Annotated in this window: 11 protein-coding genes; 2 read left to right on the top strand and 9 right to left on the bottom strand. The window is 69.5% G+C overall.

What is annotated here, in order from left to right:
- Positions 1 to 177: 177 nt before the first annotated feature.
- The gene (locus tag CDN99_RS25260) at positions 178 to 1,113 is read left to right on the top strand and encodes an AraC family transcriptional regulator (protein WP_088388025.1); all 936 of its coding nucleotides are present in this window, start codon (positions 178 to 180) and stop codon (positions 1,111 to 1,113) included.
- 33 nt (positions 1,114 to 1,146) lie between these two features.
- Here the strand turns inward: CDN99_RS25260 and CDN99_RS25255 are convergent, their stop codons facing one another.
- Positions 1,147 to 2,148 (bottom strand): 2-hydroxyacid dehydrogenase, encoded by a 1,002-nt coding sequence (locus CDN99_RS25255; protein WP_088388023.1) that lies wholly within the window; start codon positions 2,146 to 2,148, stop codon positions 1,147 to 1,149.
- A gap of 142 nt (positions 2,149 to 2,290) precedes the next feature.
- On the opposite strand from CDN99_RS25255, the gene CDN99_RS25250 reads away from it, so the two are divergent.
- Positions 2,291 to 3,880, top strand: coding sequence for an aspartate:alanine exchanger family transporter (locus CDN99_RS25250; protein WP_088388021.1), 1,590 nt, complete (start codon positions 2,291 to 2,293; stop codon positions 3,878 to 3,880).
- A 22-nt stretch (positions 3,881 to 3,902) separates the two neighbouring features.
- On the opposite strand, the gene CDN99_RS25245 is transcribed toward CDN99_RS25250, so the two are convergent.
- The 8 genes from CDN99_RS25245 to CDN99_RS25210 form a co-directional block, all read right to left on the bottom strand.
- A complete protein-coding gene (locus tag CDN99_RS25245) occupies positions 3,903 to 5,081 on the bottom strand; it encodes an amidohydrolase (RefSeq protein WP_088388194.1) in 1,179 nt (392 codons plus the stop codon).
- A gap of 98 nt (positions 5,082 to 5,179) precedes the next feature.
- On the bottom strand, positions 5,180 to 5,479 hold the full coding sequence (locus CDN99_RS25240) for a helix-turn-helix transcriptional regulator (protein WP_238139702.1): 300 nt from the start codon (positions 5,477 to 5,479) through the stop codon (positions 5,180 to 5,182).
- 238 nt (positions 5,480 to 5,717) lie between these two features.
- Positions 5,718 to 6,929: an acetyltransferase domain-containing protein gene (locus CDN99_RS25235; protein ID WP_088388017.1), complete on the bottom strand. Its 1,212-nt coding sequence runs from the start codon at positions 6,927 to 6,929 to the stop codon at positions 5,718 to 5,720.
- Positions 6,930 to 6,972: 43 nt separating this feature from the next.
- Positions 6,973 to 7,806: a DUF4198 domain-containing protein gene (locus tag CDN99_RS25230; RefSeq protein ID WP_202820321.1), complete on the bottom strand. Its 834-nt coding sequence runs from the start codon at positions 7,804 to 7,806 to the stop codon at positions 6,973 to 6,975.
- A gap of 155 nt (positions 7,807 to 7,961) precedes the next feature.
- The gene (locus CDN99_RS25225; protein WP_088388015.1) at positions 7,962 to 10,139 is read right to left on the bottom strand and encodes a TonB-dependent siderophore receptor; all 2,178 of its coding nucleotides are present in this window, start codon (positions 10,137 to 10,139) and stop codon (positions 7,962 to 7,964) included.
- 49 nt (positions 10,140 to 10,188) lie between these two features.
- Positions 10,189 to 10,587, bottom strand: coding sequence for a hypothetical protein (locus CDN99_RS25220; RefSeq protein ID WP_238139701.1), 399 nt, complete (start codon positions 10,585 to 10,587; stop codon positions 10,189 to 10,191).
- Positions 10,588 to 10,790: 203 nt separating this feature from the next.
- A complete protein-coding gene (locus CDN99_RS25215; RefSeq protein WP_088388013.1) occupies positions 10,791 to 14,036 on the bottom strand; it encodes an efflux RND transporter permease subunit in 3,246 nt (1,081 codons plus the stop codon).
- A 16-nt stretch (positions 14,037 to 14,052) separates the two neighbouring features.
- Complete coding sequence (locus CDN99_RS25210; RefSeq protein ID WP_088388189.1) at positions 14,053 to 15,189, bottom strand: efflux RND transporter periplasmic adaptor subunit; 1,137 nt, start codon at positions 15,187 to 15,189, stop codon at positions 14,053 to 14,055.
- Positions 15,190 to 15,227 lie beyond the last annotated feature (38 nt).

Here is a 15,227-nt window from a genome sequence, read left to right as displayed (position 1 = left end):
TGGATGGCATATCCGATTGTCTTCATACTAAATCCACATCCCCAGAGATAATATTTCCTCAGCGTACCGCGATGCGACTCGCCTTGGTGAGCACGATTCTCTGGATGGATTGCCCAATCCTCTTGATCGGACCATTATTCCCTTGCACCTCGACAAAGGCCGAGAGCACAATGGGTAATGCCTTCATTGAATGCGAAACAGGCTGACGCCTCCATCGACACCGAGGCCTGTCTGCCTCTGCAGAGACGCTTGGGCGAGCAGGTGGTTCGGCACTTGCCTCGACCCGGCGACCACCTCTCCCAGGTGCCCGGGCTGTCTTTCTATCGGCGTGACGAAGCATGTACGCCGGCCTGCACGCTTCTGGAACCAAGCCTTTCGGTGATGGTTCAGGGGCGGACGAGGGTCATCCTCGGATCTGAAGTCTACGAGTATGACGCGGGGCAATTCATGCTGACTTCGGTCGATCTTCCGACGATCACCCAGATACTGGGCGGAAGTGAATCCCACCCCGTCCTCTCGCTGCTGCTGAAACTCGACCTCGACATCGTCCGGGAGGTCGCCGGCGACATCGATCTTCACAAGATGCCCGTTGAGTCGGACGGATCCGCGATGACGCTGGGCCGGATAACCTCAGAACTACTGGATCCCGTCGTGCGCCTGGTATCGCTCGCCGATAAAACCAAGGACATCCCCATCGTCGCACCGCTGATCTCTCGCGAGATCATCTATCGGCTTCTCACCGGGCATGTCGGTGGCCAGCTCCGCAATATCGCGATGTTCGGAACAAAACACTACCGGATCGCGGAGGTGATCACCTGGTTGCGCGAGCATTACGCCCAACCGGTCAAGGTCGAAACGCTCGCCCAAATGGCGGCCATGGGCGTATCGACGTTCCACCACCATTTCCGCGCCATCACCCGAATGAGTCCGCTGCAGTATCAGAAGCAGGTCAGACTGCACGAGGCGCGCAAACTGCTGCTGACCGAGGCGCTGGATGCCGGCACCGCCGCGTTCCGCGTGGGATATGAAAGCGTGACGCAGTTCAATCGTGAGTATCGACGAGCCTTTGGCAATCCCCCGATACGCGACATCTCGCTGCTGCTCGGGCATTGACTCGTTTCACGACACGCGGTGCGCCGCTGTGCCTCATCCTCTCGGAATCCTGTTCACCAACGCCTCCCCCTTTTCGAACGCGCTGATGCTTTCAATCGTCGTCCGCATGATCTGCCCGATCGCTTCCAGCGTGAAGAACGCCTGATGCCCGGTCACGATCACATTGGGGAATGACACCAGACGCTGGATCACGTCGTCCGTGATGATGGTGGACGACAGGTCCTGGAAGAACAGGCTCGCCTCCTGCTCATAGACGTCGATCGCCAGCCCGCCGAGCTGTCCGGTCTTCAACGCCTGGATCGCCGACTCCGTGTCCACGAGGCCGCCGCGGCTGGTGTTGACCAGGATCGCGCCGCGCTTCGCGCCCGCCAGGGTGCGGGCATTCACCACATGGCGGGTCTCGTCGGTCAGCGGGCAATGCAGCGACACCGCGTCGCTGCGGGCCATCAACTCCTCGATCCCGACATAACGCCCGCCGGCCGCCTCGAACGCCGCACTCGGATAGAGGTCGTGGCCCAGCACCGTGCAACCGAAGCCGACCATGATCCGGCCGAAGATGGTCCCGATCTTGCCGGTGCCGATCACGCCGACCGTCTTGCCGTGCAGGTCGAAACCCATCAGCCCGTCCAGCTCGAAGTTGCCGTCGCGCGTGCGCACGCTGGCCCGCGCGATCTTGCGGTTCACGGCCAGCAGCAGGCCCACCGCGAACTCGGCCACCGAGTGCGGGGAGTAATCCGTCACCCGCACCACCTCGATGCCCAGCCGCTCCGCGGCCTCCGCGTCCACGTGGTTGTAGCCGGTGGACCGCGTCGCCACCAGGCGCGTGCCCTGCGCGGCGAGCTGCTTCAGCACCTCGGCATCCACGTTGTCGTTGACGAACACGCACACCGCCGGGCAGCCCGCGGCCAACGCCACCGTGTCCAGCGTCAGGCGGTCCTCGCGGAACACGAGGTCGTGGCCAGCCTCGGCCTCCGCGTTGGCCTGCGTCAGCAGGGACTTGTCGTAACGGCGCGTGCTGAAGACTGCGGTTCTCATGTGCGTTCTCCCCTTGAAGGATGCCGGATCCGTCCCCTGGGACGGGTCTGCCTGACTCGCCGCGACTGCCGCGGGGTTATGCAGACCTTGCCAAGGCCATTAGACTGAATTTATCTCCTCAACCGCGCGACCGCCCGTTCTCATGGAATCGATTGGCAACTTCCTGGCCGCGCAGCCCTTGCTGGCGGTCTTCTTCACCATCGCCGTCGGCTATCTGCTGGGGGCCGTCAACATCAAGGGATTCGCGCTCGGGTCGGGCGCGGTGCTCTTCGTGGGCCTGGCTGTCGGCGCCGCCGCGCCCCAGCTCAAGTTGCCGCCGCTGCTGGGCAACGTGGGGCTGATGCTGTTCCTGTACGGCGTGGGCATCGCCTACGGCGCGCAGTTCCTGCGCGGCCTCACCAGCGCCGAGGGCGCGAAGGCGAATATCGCCGCCCTCGTCGCCGTGGCCGCGGCGCTGGGACTGACCCTGGGCGCCGTGCACTGGCTGCCCGGGGTGGCGCTGGCCGAGGCCCTGGGCGCCTTCTCGGGCGCGGGCACCAGCACGGCCGCGTTGCAGGCCGCGTTGACGGTGTTCGGCACCAACCCGGCGACCGGCTACTCCGTCGCGTATCCCGTCGGCGTGGCGGTGCCCATCCTGATGCTGGGCCTCTACAACGCGATCGCGAAGCCCAAGGTCGATCGCCGCCCCGCGTCCGTCATGCATGCCGAAGAGGTGGCCGTCGAGGAGTTCGTCGTGTTCGGCATGACCCTGGCCGACGCGGCGCGCAACCTGCCGCGCGGGGTCTCGATCGCGGCCTTGCGGCGCGGGCATCACAACCTCGCGGCCAACGACGACACGGAGCTCCAACGCGGCGACGTGCTGCTGCTGACCGGCACTGACCAGGTCGCCCTGCGCCATGCGGCGCTGCGTTTCGGGCCGTCCCATCCGGGCCGCATGCTGCGTGATCGCAGCGACCTGGACTACACCCGCTTCTTCATCTCCAACCCGCGGGTCGCCGGCAAGCGGCTGGCGGACCTGGCGCTGCCGCCGGAACTGGGCGCGCGCATCCTCCACCTGCGCCGCAGCGACGCCGACCTCGATCCGCTTCCCGACCGGCAGTTCGAGTTCGGCGACCGCGTGGGCGTGCTGGCGCCGCGCGAGAGTTTCCCCGCCCTGTCGCGCATCTTCGGCGACTCGGTGCGCGGCACCGGCGAGATCAGCTACATCGGCGTGGGCGTCGGCGTGACCCTGGGGCTGGGTTTCGGCGCCATCGCCTGGACGCTGCCCTTCGTGGGCCGGTTCTCGCTGGGTTTCGCGGGGCTGCTGCTGGTGGCGCTGCTGCTGGGATGGCGGCGCCGCACCGGGCGGCTGAAGTGGGCGATGCCGGTGTCGGCCAACCTGGTGCTGCGCAACTTCGGCCTGACGCTGTTCCTGGCGGTGGTGGGCATCTCGTCGGGTGCCACCTTCGCGGCGGCCATCGCGCACAGCGGCTTGCTCTACCTGCTGCTGGGCAGCGCCATCGTGGCCGTGCTGGTCGCCGTGACGCTGCTCATCGCGCTCGTCCTGTTCCGCATGCCCTTCGACGCCGCGGCCGGCATCGTGGCCGGCGTGACGGGCAATCCGGCGATCCTGGGTTTCGCCAACCGGATCGCGCCGACGGACAAGCCGGACATCGGCTACGCGATGATCTTTCCGTCCATGACGGTGGTGAAGATCCTGGTCGTGCAGGTGGTGGCCGTTTGGGGCGGTTGAGACCGGGTTCGGCGCGAGACGCTCAAGCCAGTCGAGGCACCTGCGCCAGTTCCAGCCCCGCCACGGCGACGAACCAGCGCACGCCGTGCGCCATGACCGCGTCGTTGAAGTCGTAGCAGGGATGGTGCAAGGGCCGGTAGTCGGCCTCGCCCGTCCGGCGCGGGCCCTGGCCCAGCCACAGGTAGGCGCCCGGCCGCTCGCGCAGCATGAAGGCGAAGTCCTCGGACGTGAAGGCGGGCCGCTCCGCGACCTCGGCGACCAGGCCCACCGACGCCGCCGCGCGCAGCGCGAGCGACGCTTCCACCGCGGTGTTGACCGTCGCCGGGTAATAACGCGTGTAGACGACATCGGCCTCGCAGCCCGCCGCGTGGCACAAGCCCTCGACGCTGTCCTTCAGCGCGGACTCGATCGCGTCCTGGCTCACCGCGTCGAAGCTGCGGACGGTGCCGGTCAGCGCCACTTCCGCCGGCATCACATTGTGGGAATGCCCGCCCTCGATGCGCGTGACCGACAGCACCGCCGACTCGCCGGGATCGATCCGGCGCGACACCAGCGTGTTGAGCTGCACCACGATCTGGCTGGCGGCCAGGACCGCGTCCGGCGTGCGGTGCGGCATCGCGGCGTGCCCGCCGCGGCCCTTGATCGTGATGTCGAAGCGGTCGGCGGCGGCCATGATCGGGCCCGGCCGCGTGCGCGCCTGGCCCGCCGGCAGATCCGGCCAGTTGTGCAGCGCATAGACCGCGTCGCACGGGAACCGCTCGAAGAGCCCGTCCTTGACCATCGCCAGCGCGCCGCCCTTGCCTTCCTCGGCGGGTTGGAAGATGAAGTTCACCGTGCCGGCGAACCCGCGGGTGCGCGCCAGGTGGCGGGCCGCGCCCAGCAGCATCGCCGTGTGGCCGTCGTGGCCGCAGCCATGGTGGATGCCGCTGAACAGGCTGGCGTGCGGCAGGCCGCTGCGCTCCTCCATCGGCAACGCGTCCATGTCCGCGCGCAGGCCGACGGCGCGGCCCTCGCCGTGGCGCAACACGCCCACCACGCCGGTGCCGCCCACGCCCTCATGCACCTCCAGGCCGAGCTCGCGCAACGCATCGGCCACCAGGCCGGCGGTGCGGTGCTCGCCGAAGGCCAGCTCCGGATGCGCGTGCAGGTCACGCCGGAAGCGGACCAGCTCCGGCAGCAGATCGTCGATGGTGTCGGTCATCTTGCCCTGTGAGCCCTGCGGCCCCTCCTCGCTGTCCAGGCCGGGTTGCCCCTGTCGGCCGGCCTCGATCGCGTCGAAGCCGTCCAGCGCGCCCACGTTCACCGCGCTGGCGCGGGCTGGCGCGCCTCGCTCGGCGTCAGACCGCAGAGCAATTTGAGCCGACGATTCATGTGGCTCTGATCGTAGAAACCCGCCTCGCTGGCCGCGCGCGCGGGCGGCACGCCCTGGCGCAGCAGGTCCTGCGCGTGGCGCGCCCGGCGCTCGCTGACGTAGCGGTAGGGCGACAGCCCCATGCGCTGCCGGAACACCGTCGCGAAGCGCCACACGCTCAGGCCGCACAGCTCGGCCAACGCCTCCAGCCGCAGCGGCTCGCCCAGGTGCGCGTCGATGTGGTGCAACGCCGGCTCCATCGACCGACGCGACGAGGTCGGTCGGGCCGGCCGCGTGGACCGGGCGGATGCCGCGGACGTCCCGGGCGGCGTCGAGGGCGCGAGAGAAAGGTCGAGCATGGGATCCAGCATAGGGGCCTCGTGCCTGGATGCGTTGCCGTTCAGCGCCGCCGCCACGGCAGCGAATTGCGGAATCGGCCGCCCGCGGCACACAAGATGCCGCGGCGGCGCGACCCCGCCGCCTCGATCAGAAGTAGCGCACCCACGCCTGCGTCGAGCGCCGCTTGTAGGCGCCGAAGGCCTTCACCGGCACGTACAGCAGCGGCAGCATCGCCAGCCACACCACCCACACGATCCAGAACGAATCGGCGTCGACCCCGAAGCGCGTGCCCTGGTTGGGACCGAAGATCGCCAGCAGGATGCGGTAGGACACCATCAGCACGTAGAGGTGGAAGATGTAATAGAACATCGGCGCGCCGCCGAAGGTCGAGCACACGCGCGTGAACGCGTTGTCCGCGTGCTCCAGCGCCGCCAGCATCAGCAGCCCGCCGCCCAGCGTCATCAGCACGAAGTCCAGCGAGGGCGGGTACTTGGTGAAGTTGAGCCACGACATCGCCGTCTCCACCGCCGTCGCGCCGGATGTCCAGGGCGCGTTCTCGCCATAGATGTTGAAGCCCCGCAGCACCAGCAGCAGCAGCAGGCTCGCCGCGCCCGTCAGCAGCAGCACGCGCTGGCGCCTCGCGGCGTCCACCGCCGTCGTGAACAGCGGCGCGAAGGCGTAGCCCAGCAGGATCACGCCCACCCACGGCAGCGCCGGATAGGTCAGCTTGACCTTGAGCGCGCCCTCCGCCACCAGCCAGCCGCGGTGCAGCATCAGCGTCCACAGCGGATACCAGGCGCTGTCCGCGGCGACGATCACCCCCGCCACCGCGTTGTGGCCGCCCACGATCACCACGCCCAGCGCCGCCAGCGCCCAGCGCGGCAGGCCCGACAGCAGCGCCAGCGCCAGCATGCTGAAGCCGATGGCCCACATCACCTGCAGGTACAGCACGTGGTAGTTGCCGCTCCAGGCGAAGTTGACCAGTGTCACCTCCAGCAGGATCAGCAGCAGGCCGCGCTTGACCAGGTAGCCGCGCACGTCGCGCGGCGTGCCGCCCGGGGGATTCGCGTACAGCCAGGCCGACAGCCCGGTGAGGAACACGAACACCGGCGCGCAGAAATGCGCCGCCAGGCGCGAGAAGAACACCTCCGGCGGCGTGCCCGGCACCGTCATCGGATCGGTGACCTGCAGGTGCAGGTAGAGCGTCTCCCGCACGTGGTCGAGCAGCATGATGATCATCACGAAGCCGCGCAGCGCGTCGATCGAGGTGATGCGCTTCTTGTGCGCGGCGAGCGCGCCCGGGGGCGCCGTGGTGCGCGCCCTGGTCGCGGCGCCGCTGGGGCTGGTCAGTGTGGTCATGGTGTGTCTCTTCTCGGATGTGAGCCGGGTGCCGCCCGGCCGCTTATTTCTGTCCGGCCGCCGCGGCCTTGGCCTTGGCCATATCGGCCAGCACCGAGGCCGGCAGCGTCTTCTCGGCCACCGGCAGCGGGGCCAGGCCTTGCGCGCGCTGGAACGACAGCGCGGAGTTGTAGCCCTCCAGCTGATAGGCCTCCTTGCCCGCGGGGCCGACGCGCTCGCCGGTGACGTCGTCGACGTAATACAGGCCGATCACGTAGTTGCCCTTCCACGGCAGCGGGAAGCGGAACTTGCCGTCGGCGTCGCTGGTGGCGTTCAGGGTCCAGCCGGCGGGCGTGACCAGCGCCATCTTCGCGCCCGGCAGCGGATCGCCCTTGTAGACGACCTGGAACTCCGCCCGGCCGCCCTGCTCCACGCCGGTGGGCACGATGTCCAGCGGCAGCGACGCCGCCCGCGCCTTCAGATCCGCGACCCAGCGCGTGGCCGGCACCCAGTAGGTGCGCAGCGCCTTGCCGTCGCGCTTGGTGTCGAACATCGGGTACTGCAGGTCGATGGCGGTCACCGTGGTGCCGGCGCCCGGCGCCTCCTTCAGCTCCGGCAGCACGAAGGCGTCCGCGGCCTTGCTCATCACCAGCGGCCTGGCACCCGCGGCGGACACCAGCGTCCCTTTCAGCTCGACGAAACGGTCCAGCCCGCCGGGCGAGACCTCGTGCATGTTCACGTCCAGCTCGCCGTAGCGGAAGGTCAGCGCGCGGCCGTCGCGCTCGAACCAGATCTGGTGCGCCTGCGCGCCGCAGGCGGCGGCCAGCAACGCCGCGGCCAGGGCGACGCGCCCGATCGGGCGCAGGGGGGCGGTCGTCGTCATCTTGAAAGTCATCATCAGTGGCTCCTTGCCGGATCCCCTCGGGATCCGGCGGTCATGGGACCCGGGCCCGCGCGCGGACCCGGTCGACAGTGGCAGGGACACGAGTCGGCCCTCGGCGCGGGCCCGGATCGCGGTCGCGACGGGCTCGCCCCGGACGGGGCCGGCCCCGGTCAGAACTTGTACTGGGCCGACGCCATCACCTTGCGGCCGATGCCGGGATAGACCCAGACCTGGCTGTAGGAGCTGGTATAGAACACCTTGTCGAAGACGTTGTCGACATCCAGCGAGAAACGCCAGTGCTTGTCCAGCTGATAGCTGCCGAGCAACTTGACCGTCGTGTACGCCGGCAGCTTGAAGTCGTCGGCGGCGGTCAGCGGCGCGACGGCCCCCTCGCGCTGGCCGACGTAGTTCAGGCCGAAGCCCGCGGTCGCGCGGCCCGCGCCCAGCTTGAAGGCCTGCACCAGCAGCACGTTGGCGCTGTTCTTCGGCACGTTGGCCAGTTGGCGGCCGACCAGGAAGGCGTTGTTGTCCTCGGTGACCTTCGCATCGGTGAAGGCGTAGGACAGCGACAGGCGCAGGCCCTTGGACAGCTCGCCGCCCAGGTCCAGCTCGACGCCCTTGCTCTCGACCTGCCCGGCGGCGATCGAGAAGTTGTTGGGGTCCAGCGGGTCCGGCGTCAGCACGTTGTTCTTGGAGATCTTGTAGATCGCCAGCGTGCCGGAGATGCGGCCGTCGGCCGAGTCGTACTTGGCCCCGACCTCGCCGGACTTGCCCTTCTCCGCCGGGAAGGGCGTGAAGTTCCGGCTCACGCCGCTGTTGGGGCGGAAGCTGCGCGACGCGGTCGCGTACAGCGACACCGTCTTGCTGGGCTGGTACACGACGCCGGCGCGCGGCGACGTGGCGCTGAGCGACTGCTCGGTGGTGACGCTGTTGCGGCGATTCAGCAGCGACTGGTCGTAGCTGTCGTAACGCACGCCCAGCAGCACCTTCCACTGCTCGCCGATGTCGATCTGGTCCTGGCCGTAGACCGAGCGCGCCTTCTGGTCCTCGCGCGTCCAGGTGTTGAGCGTCATCGGCGGCGGCGTGGCGCCGTAGACCGGCGCGTAGATGTCGATCGGCGTGGACGTGGCGACGCGGTACTGCTGGCGCTTGTCGACGAACTTGTAGGCGTCGACGCCGACCAGCAGGTTGTGCTTCAACCCGCCGGTGCGCACCTTGCCCAGCAGCTCGAAGCGGCCCGACAGGTCCACGCCCGAGTTGTCCCGGGTGCGGCGCTGGCGCACCAGCGTGCGGTCGTCGGCCTGCAGGAAACGCGCCTCGGTGGAGATGCCTTCGATGGAGCTGTCGCGGTAGCTCAGGCCGGTCTGGATCGACCAGTCGTCGTTGAAATAGTGCTGGACGAAGATCTGGTTGCCGACGGTGCGGGTGTGGTGCAAGCCGTCATTGGGCTCGCCGTAGAACGCGCTGCGCGGCACCAGGCCGAGCTGGCCCTTGACCGCGACGACGCCGCGGTCGAAGGTGGCCTTCTGCTTGGAGTACTCCAGCTCGTAGGACACGGTCGTGTTCTCGCTCACCATCCAGAGGAAGGACGGCGACAGCATGGTGCGCTCGGATTCGACGTGGTCGCGGTAGCTGTCGGCCTTCTCCTGCGCGACGTTGAGCCGGTAGGCGATGGTCTCGCTGATCGGGCCCGTCAGGTCGGCGGTGGCGCGCAGCGTGCCGTAGCTGCCGCCGGAGACCTCCATCGTGTACTCGGGCACGAACAGCGGCTTCTTGGTCGTGATGTTGACCGTGCCGCCGGGCTCGCCGCGGCCGTACAGCGCGGAGGCCGGGCCCTTGAGCACTTCCACCGACGCGGTGTTGGCCGTGTCGCGCACGCCGTTGTAGCCGCGGCTGTAGTTGAAGCCGTTGACCATGTAGTCCGAGCCGAAGCTCGGATCGCCGGTGAAGCCGCGCATCGCGTAGCTGTCCCACAGGCCGCCCAGGTTGCTCTGCTTGGACACGCCGCTGCTCAGGTCCAGCGCCGCGCTCAGCTTGGTGACGCCGGCATCGCTGAGCATCTCGCCGGACAGCACGCGCACGCTCTGCGCCATGTCGCGCACCGGCGTGTCGGTCTTCATCGCGCCGGTGGCCGACAGCGTGCGGTAGGGCTGCCGGGTGCCCTGGACGGTGACGGTCTCGAGCGCGGCGTCGCTCTTCTTCTTCGCGTCTTCGGACGCTTTCTCGGCGGCGCTCGCGACGCCGGGGGTGTTGGGGGGGCTGGCGGCTTCCTGCGCCCAGAGCGCGGGACTGCAGACCAGCAGGGCGGCCGCTGGAATGGCGGCGCGGGGGAGGCGGATCAAGGACATGGCGTGAAGCTCCGTGAATCGTGTGGGGGTGGGAGGAGGCCCGAACCGATCAACGCAGCGTGAAACGGACCGCCAGGGTCTGTTTCTGCGGCGTGGTGATCACGGCGACGACCTTGTTGCCGGCGCCGAGCTTGATGCCCCGCGCCACCAGCATGTTGGGCGCGGTGGCCTTGAGCGCGGCCTCCGACTTCACGCCGTCCTTGAGCACGCTGAGCTTGCCCGTGAAGCCGTCGGTGGCCAGCGGCTTGTCGTGGTCCTCGATGTAGAGGGTGGCGCCGTCCGCCTCGGTCACCAATTCGAAGCTGAGGTCGTTGGCCGTCTGCACGATGCCGCCGTGCTTGGGCGTGCCGTCGCCATGGGCCCACGCGGCGGGCGCGCCGGTCAGCGTGGCCAGGGCCAGGGCCCAGGCCATGGCGCCGCGGCCGATCTGTCGTTGAAATGCTTGCATCTTCACTCTCCGGCTGGTAGCTGGCGCTCTTGAAAGAAGGCGGCGCGCTCGGCCTGTGGATTACAACGGGAACAACATCGGTTACTGCGTCGATGGCTGCTCGACTACTGCTTCTTTACTGCTTCTGGTACTGCTGGGGAAACTGAATCGAAAACTGCGGGGCAAGGTCTGGCGCGCCGCCGGCCGCATCCGGCGGCGCCGCGTCAGAAGGCCTCCCCCACGGGTGCGCGGGGTGCCAGTCGAGCCTCCTCGTCGGCGGCGCGTCCTTCGGCGAGCAGGCGCTCGGTCGGACGTCGTCCGACCAGCCAGAACACGATCGGGGTCAGCAGCGTGTCCAGCAGGGTCGAGCTGATCAGGCCGCCGAAGATCACGACGGCCACCGGGTGCAGGATTTCCTTGCCCGGAGCGTCCGCCGCCAGCAGCAGCGGCGTCAGCGCGAAGGCGGCCACCAGCGCCGTCATCAGCACCGGCGTCAGGCGCTCCAGCGAGCCGCGCACGATCATGGGCTGGCCGAAGGCCTCGCCCTCCAGGCGGCACAGGTTGATGTAATGGCTGACCTTGAGGATGCCGTTGCGCGTGGCGATGCCCGCCAGCGTGATGAAGCCCACCATCGACGCCACCGACAGGCTCACGCCCGCCAGCCACATCGCCGCCACGCTGCCGATCAGCGCCAGCGGGATGTTGGCCATGATCACCGCCGCCAGCACCGCCGAGCGGTAGCGCGAGTACAGCACCAGGAACACCATCGCCAGCGACAGCAGGGACAGCAGCGTGATCAGCCGCGTGGCCTGCTCCTGCGCCTGGAACTGACCTTCGAGGCTGACGAAGTTGCCTTCGGGCAGCGGCGTCTCGGCCACGATCTTGCGGATGTCGGCGATCACCTGGCTCATGTCGCGCCCGTCGGTGTTGGCGTAGACGACGATGCGGCGCCGGCTATTCTCGCGGCCGATCTGGTTGGGGCCGTCGCTCTCCTCCACCGTCGCGATCGAGGACAGCGGCAGCCGCCCCGCGGGCGTGTCGATCAGCGTGCGCGCCAGGTCCTGCGGGCTGCGCTGGCTGTCGGGCAGGCGCAGCACCAGGTCGTAACGGCGCTGGCCGTCGACGATCTCGGCGCCGTGCGCGCCGTCGGTCAGCGCCTGCAGCAGCCGCATCGCCTCGCCGGGCGCCAGTCCCGCCTGCGCCGCCTTGCGCTGGTCCAGCCGCACGGTGATCTGCGGGATCAGCACCTGCTTCTCGACCGTCAGGTCCACCAGGCCCGGCACCGACGCCAGCCGGCCGCGCATCTGGTCGGCCAGGCCGCGCAGCGTGTCGATGTCGTCGCCGAAGATCTTCAGCGCGATCTGGGCACGCACGCCGGACAGCAGGTGATCCAGCCGATGCGAGATCGGCTGGCCGATGGCCACCTGCGCCGGCAGCACCGAGAGCTTCTCGCGGATCGCCGCCATCACCGCCTCGCGGCCGCGGCCGCCCTCGCGCACCAGGTCCACGTCGATCTCGGCCGCGTGCACGCCCTCCGCGTGCTCGTCCAGCTCGGCCCGGCCGGTGCGGCGGCCGACCTGCGTCACCTCCGGCACCTCGTGGATCAGGCGCTCGGCCAGCGTGCCCATGCGGTTGGCCTCCTCCAGCGAGGTGCCGGGGTTGAACATCATGCCCAGCACCAGCGAACCCTCGTTGAACGCGGGCAGGAAGGCGCGCGGCATGAAGGGCACGCTCGCGGCGGCGACGAGCACGGCCACCGCGGCCAGGCCCACCAGCCATTTGGCGCGCGGGAAGGACCAGACCAGCAGCCGCTCGTCGCGGGTCTTGAGCCAGCGCACCAGGAGGCTGTCGTCATGGTCCAGGCGCTTCATGCGCGGCAGCAGCCACGCGCACAGCACCGGCGTCAGCGTCATCGACACCACCATCGACGCCAGCACCGAGGCGATGTAGGCCACGCCCAGCGGCGAGAACAGCCGGCCCTCGATGCCCGGCAGCGCGAACAGCGGCACGAACACCAGCACCACGATCGTGGTCGCGTAGACGATGCCGGAGCGCACCTCGACGCTGGCCTGGCGCACGACCTCCCGCACCGGCAGCGGATTGCCCGCGGCGCGGTTCTGCTTGAGGCGGCGCAGGATGTTCTCCACGTCCACGACGGCGTCGTCCACCAGCTCGCCGATCGCGATCGCGATGCCGCCCAGCGTCATCACGTTGATGGACTGGCCCAGCAGCTGGAACACCAGCGCCGTCACCGCCAGCGACAGCGGGATCGCCGTCAGCGAGATCAGCGTGGTGCGCGCCGACAGCAGGAACGCGAACAGCACGATCGCGACCATGATGGCGCCGTCGCGCAGCGCCTCCTTCACGTTGCCGATCGAGGCGTCGATGAAGTCGGCCTGGCGGAACAGCACCTTGGGCGCGGCCACGCCGGCGGGCAGGCCCGCCTGGAGCTCGCGCAGCGCGGTCTCGATGCGGTTGGTCAGCGCCACCGTGTCGGCGCCCGGCTGCTTCTGCACGCTGACGATGACCGCCGGCGCGCCGTCGTAGCCGGCGTCGCCGCGTTTCATCGCCGGGGCGATGCGCACCTGCGCCACCTGCTCCAGCAGCACGGCGCGGCCGTCCTTCCACGCCACCGCCACGCCTTGCAGGTCCTCGATGCGCGTGGTGCGCGCCATGTGGCGGATCAGGTACTCACGGCTGTTGAGGTCGATGAAGCCGCCGCCGACGTTGGCCGCGAAACCGGTCAGCGACGCCTGGATCTGCGTCAACGTCACGCCGAGCTGCGCCATGCGCGCGGTGTCCGGCTCTACGCGCAGCGTGCGCACTTCACCGCCGATGGGGATCACCTGCGACACGCCGCCGATCGCGAGCAGCCGGGGCCGCAAGACGAAATCGGCGTACTCCCGCACCTGCATCGGCGTGGCCGTGAATCCCTCGCCCGGCGCGGACGCCGGTCGATCCCCCGAGGGGATGCCGGGCCGGCTCGGGTGCGGCCCGGCGCTCGGCCCGGCCGCCTTGGGTTCGTTCGCCTTCAATGGCAAGGCGATCAGCATCACCTCGCCCATGATGGACGACACCGGCCCCATCACCGGCGTGATGCCGGCGGGCAGTTGCTCGCGCACCAGCGCCAGGCGCTCGCCGACGATCTGCCGGTTGCGGTAGATGTCGGTGCCCCAATCGAATTCGGCGTAATGCAGGGCCAGGCCGACGCCCGAGGTCGATCGCACCCGCGTCACGCCGGGCATGCCGTTCAGGGCGGTCTCGATCGGGATGGTGACCAGTTGCTCGACCTCTTCCGGGGCCATGCCGCCGGCCTCGGTGAGGATGGTGATGAGCGGCTTGTTGAGGTCGGGGAAGACGTCGACCGGCGTGCGCCAGGCCGTCATCGCCCCATAGACCAGCAGCACCGCGGCGAACGCGAGCACGAAGAGCCGGTTGTGCAGGCTGAATCGGACGATCCAATTGAACATGATGTGCCTTGCCCGTTCAGCGGATCTGCGCGATCAGCGGCGCGCCTTGCACCACGACGCGGTTGCCCTCGCCCAGGCCGCGGGTGACGACCACGGTCGCGCTGTCCAGCGGCTGGTACTGGACCGGCTGCGGGATGTACCGCTCGGGCCCCGACTTGATCCACACGATCGCCTCGTTGGCCGGGTTGCGGACCACCGCCCGCGCCGGCAGCACGTAGCCCTTGAGCCGGGTGTCCGTGGTGACGATCACGCCCAGCGTCTGCCCGACCGCCAGCGGCAACGCGGAAACGCGGCCGCCCTTGCCCGCCTCGCTGTCCTGGGCATCCTTGGCGACTTCGGCGCGGAAGGTCAGCGGCAGCACGCCGTCGCGCATCGCGCGGCCGGCGCCGGTCATGCGCAGGGTCACGCCGGGCACCTCGGCCAGCCGGGCGCCGGAGATGCGCGCGGCCAGGCCCGGGTCGGCGGTGACCGCCTCGATCAGCACGCGGCCCGGATCGACGATCTCGAACAGCACGTCGCGCGGCTCCACCACCTGGCCCGCCACCACGCTGGCGCTGGCGATCACGCCGTCCACCGGCGCAAGCAGGGCCTCGCGGGCCTGCAGGCTGCCGGCGACCTCGCGCTCACGCGCCGTCAGGCTGGCGAGCTCGGCCTCGGCGGCCTCGATCTCCTTGCGCGGCACGCTGCCTTCCAGCGAGCGCAGACGCTGCACCCGTTGCGCGGCCAGCCCGCGGTTGGCGCGCAGCTCGCTCGCGGCTGCTTCCTGGTTGCTCCGGGCGAAGGGGTCGGCGTGATAGCGGACGTAGGCCAGCACCTCGCCACGCTTCACCGCGCGGCCGGCCTCGGGCAGTCCCTTGGGGCCGGGCTCCACGCGCCCGCCCTGCACCGTCTGCACGCGGCCGCCGGCGTTCGGGTCCATCACCACGCGGCCGGCCAGCTGCTGCGCGCCGAACGCGTCGGTCAGCGGCACCATGCGGGTCGCCACGCCCATGCGGCGCTGTGCCGGCACGGGGACTTGCACGCTGCCGTCGGGCAGCCGCGCCAGACCGTCGACCTTCAGCGTCGTCGGGCCGTCCAGGTGCTCGCCGTTCGGGCCGTGCGCGCCCGGCGAGGCCGTCGCGCCGCCCGCGAGCAGCGCGGACAGCGCCAGCATCGCGGCGGTCGAGATGATCGAGCGGTTCTTCTTCGGGA

This window comes from Roseateles aquatilis (assembly GCF_002205645.1).
Taxonomy (GTDB): domain Bacteria; phylum Pseudomonadota; class Gammaproteobacteria; order Burkholderiales; family Burkholderiaceae_C; genus Roseateles; species Roseateles aquatilis.
This window is presented reverse-complemented; position numbering and strand designations above follow the sequence as displayed.

Excerpts from the sequence above, each read along its gene's own strand:
- CDN99_RS25230 (WP_202820321.1), bottom strand. The coding sequence starts at position 7,806 with ATGATGACTTTCAAGATGACGACGACCGCCCCCCTGCGCCCGATCGGG.
- CDN99_RS25235 (WP_088388017.1), bottom strand. The coding sequence starts at position 6,929 with ATGACCACACTGACCAGCCCCAGCGGCGCCGCGACCAGGGCGCGCACC.
- CDN99_RS25220 (WP_238139701.1), bottom strand. The coding sequence starts at position 10,587 with ATGCAAGCATTTCAACGACAGATCGGCCGCGGCGCCATGGCCTGGGCC.
- CDN99_RS25215 (WP_088388013.1), bottom strand. The coding sequence starts at position 14,036 with ATGTTCAATTGGATCGTCCGATTCAGCCTGCACAACCGGCTCTTCGTG.
- CDN99_RS25255 (WP_088388023.1), bottom strand. The coding sequence starts at position 2,148 with ATGAGAACCGCAGTCTTCAGCACGCGCCGTTACGACAAGTCCCTGCTG.
- CDN99_RS25250 (WP_088388021.1), top strand. The coding sequence starts at position 2,291 with ATGGAATCGATTGGCAACTTCCTGGCCGCGCAGCCCTTGCTGGCGGTC.
- CDN99_RS25210 (WP_088388189.1), bottom strand. The coding sequence starts at position 15,189 with ATGCTGGCGCTGTCCGCGCTGCTCGCGGGCGGCGCGACGGCCTCGCCG.
- CDN99_RS25225 (WP_088388015.1), bottom strand. The coding sequence starts at position 10,139 with ATGTCCTTGATCCGCCTCCCCCGCGCCGCCATTCCAGCGGCCGCCCTG.
- CDN99_RS25245 (WP_088388194.1), bottom strand. The coding sequence starts at position 5,081 with ATGACCGACACCATCGACGATCTGCTGCCGGAGCTGGTCCGCTTCCGG.
- CDN99_RS25260 (WP_088388025.1), top strand. The coding sequence starts at position 178 with ATGCCTTCATTGAATGCGAAACAGGCTGACGCCTCCATCGACACCGAG.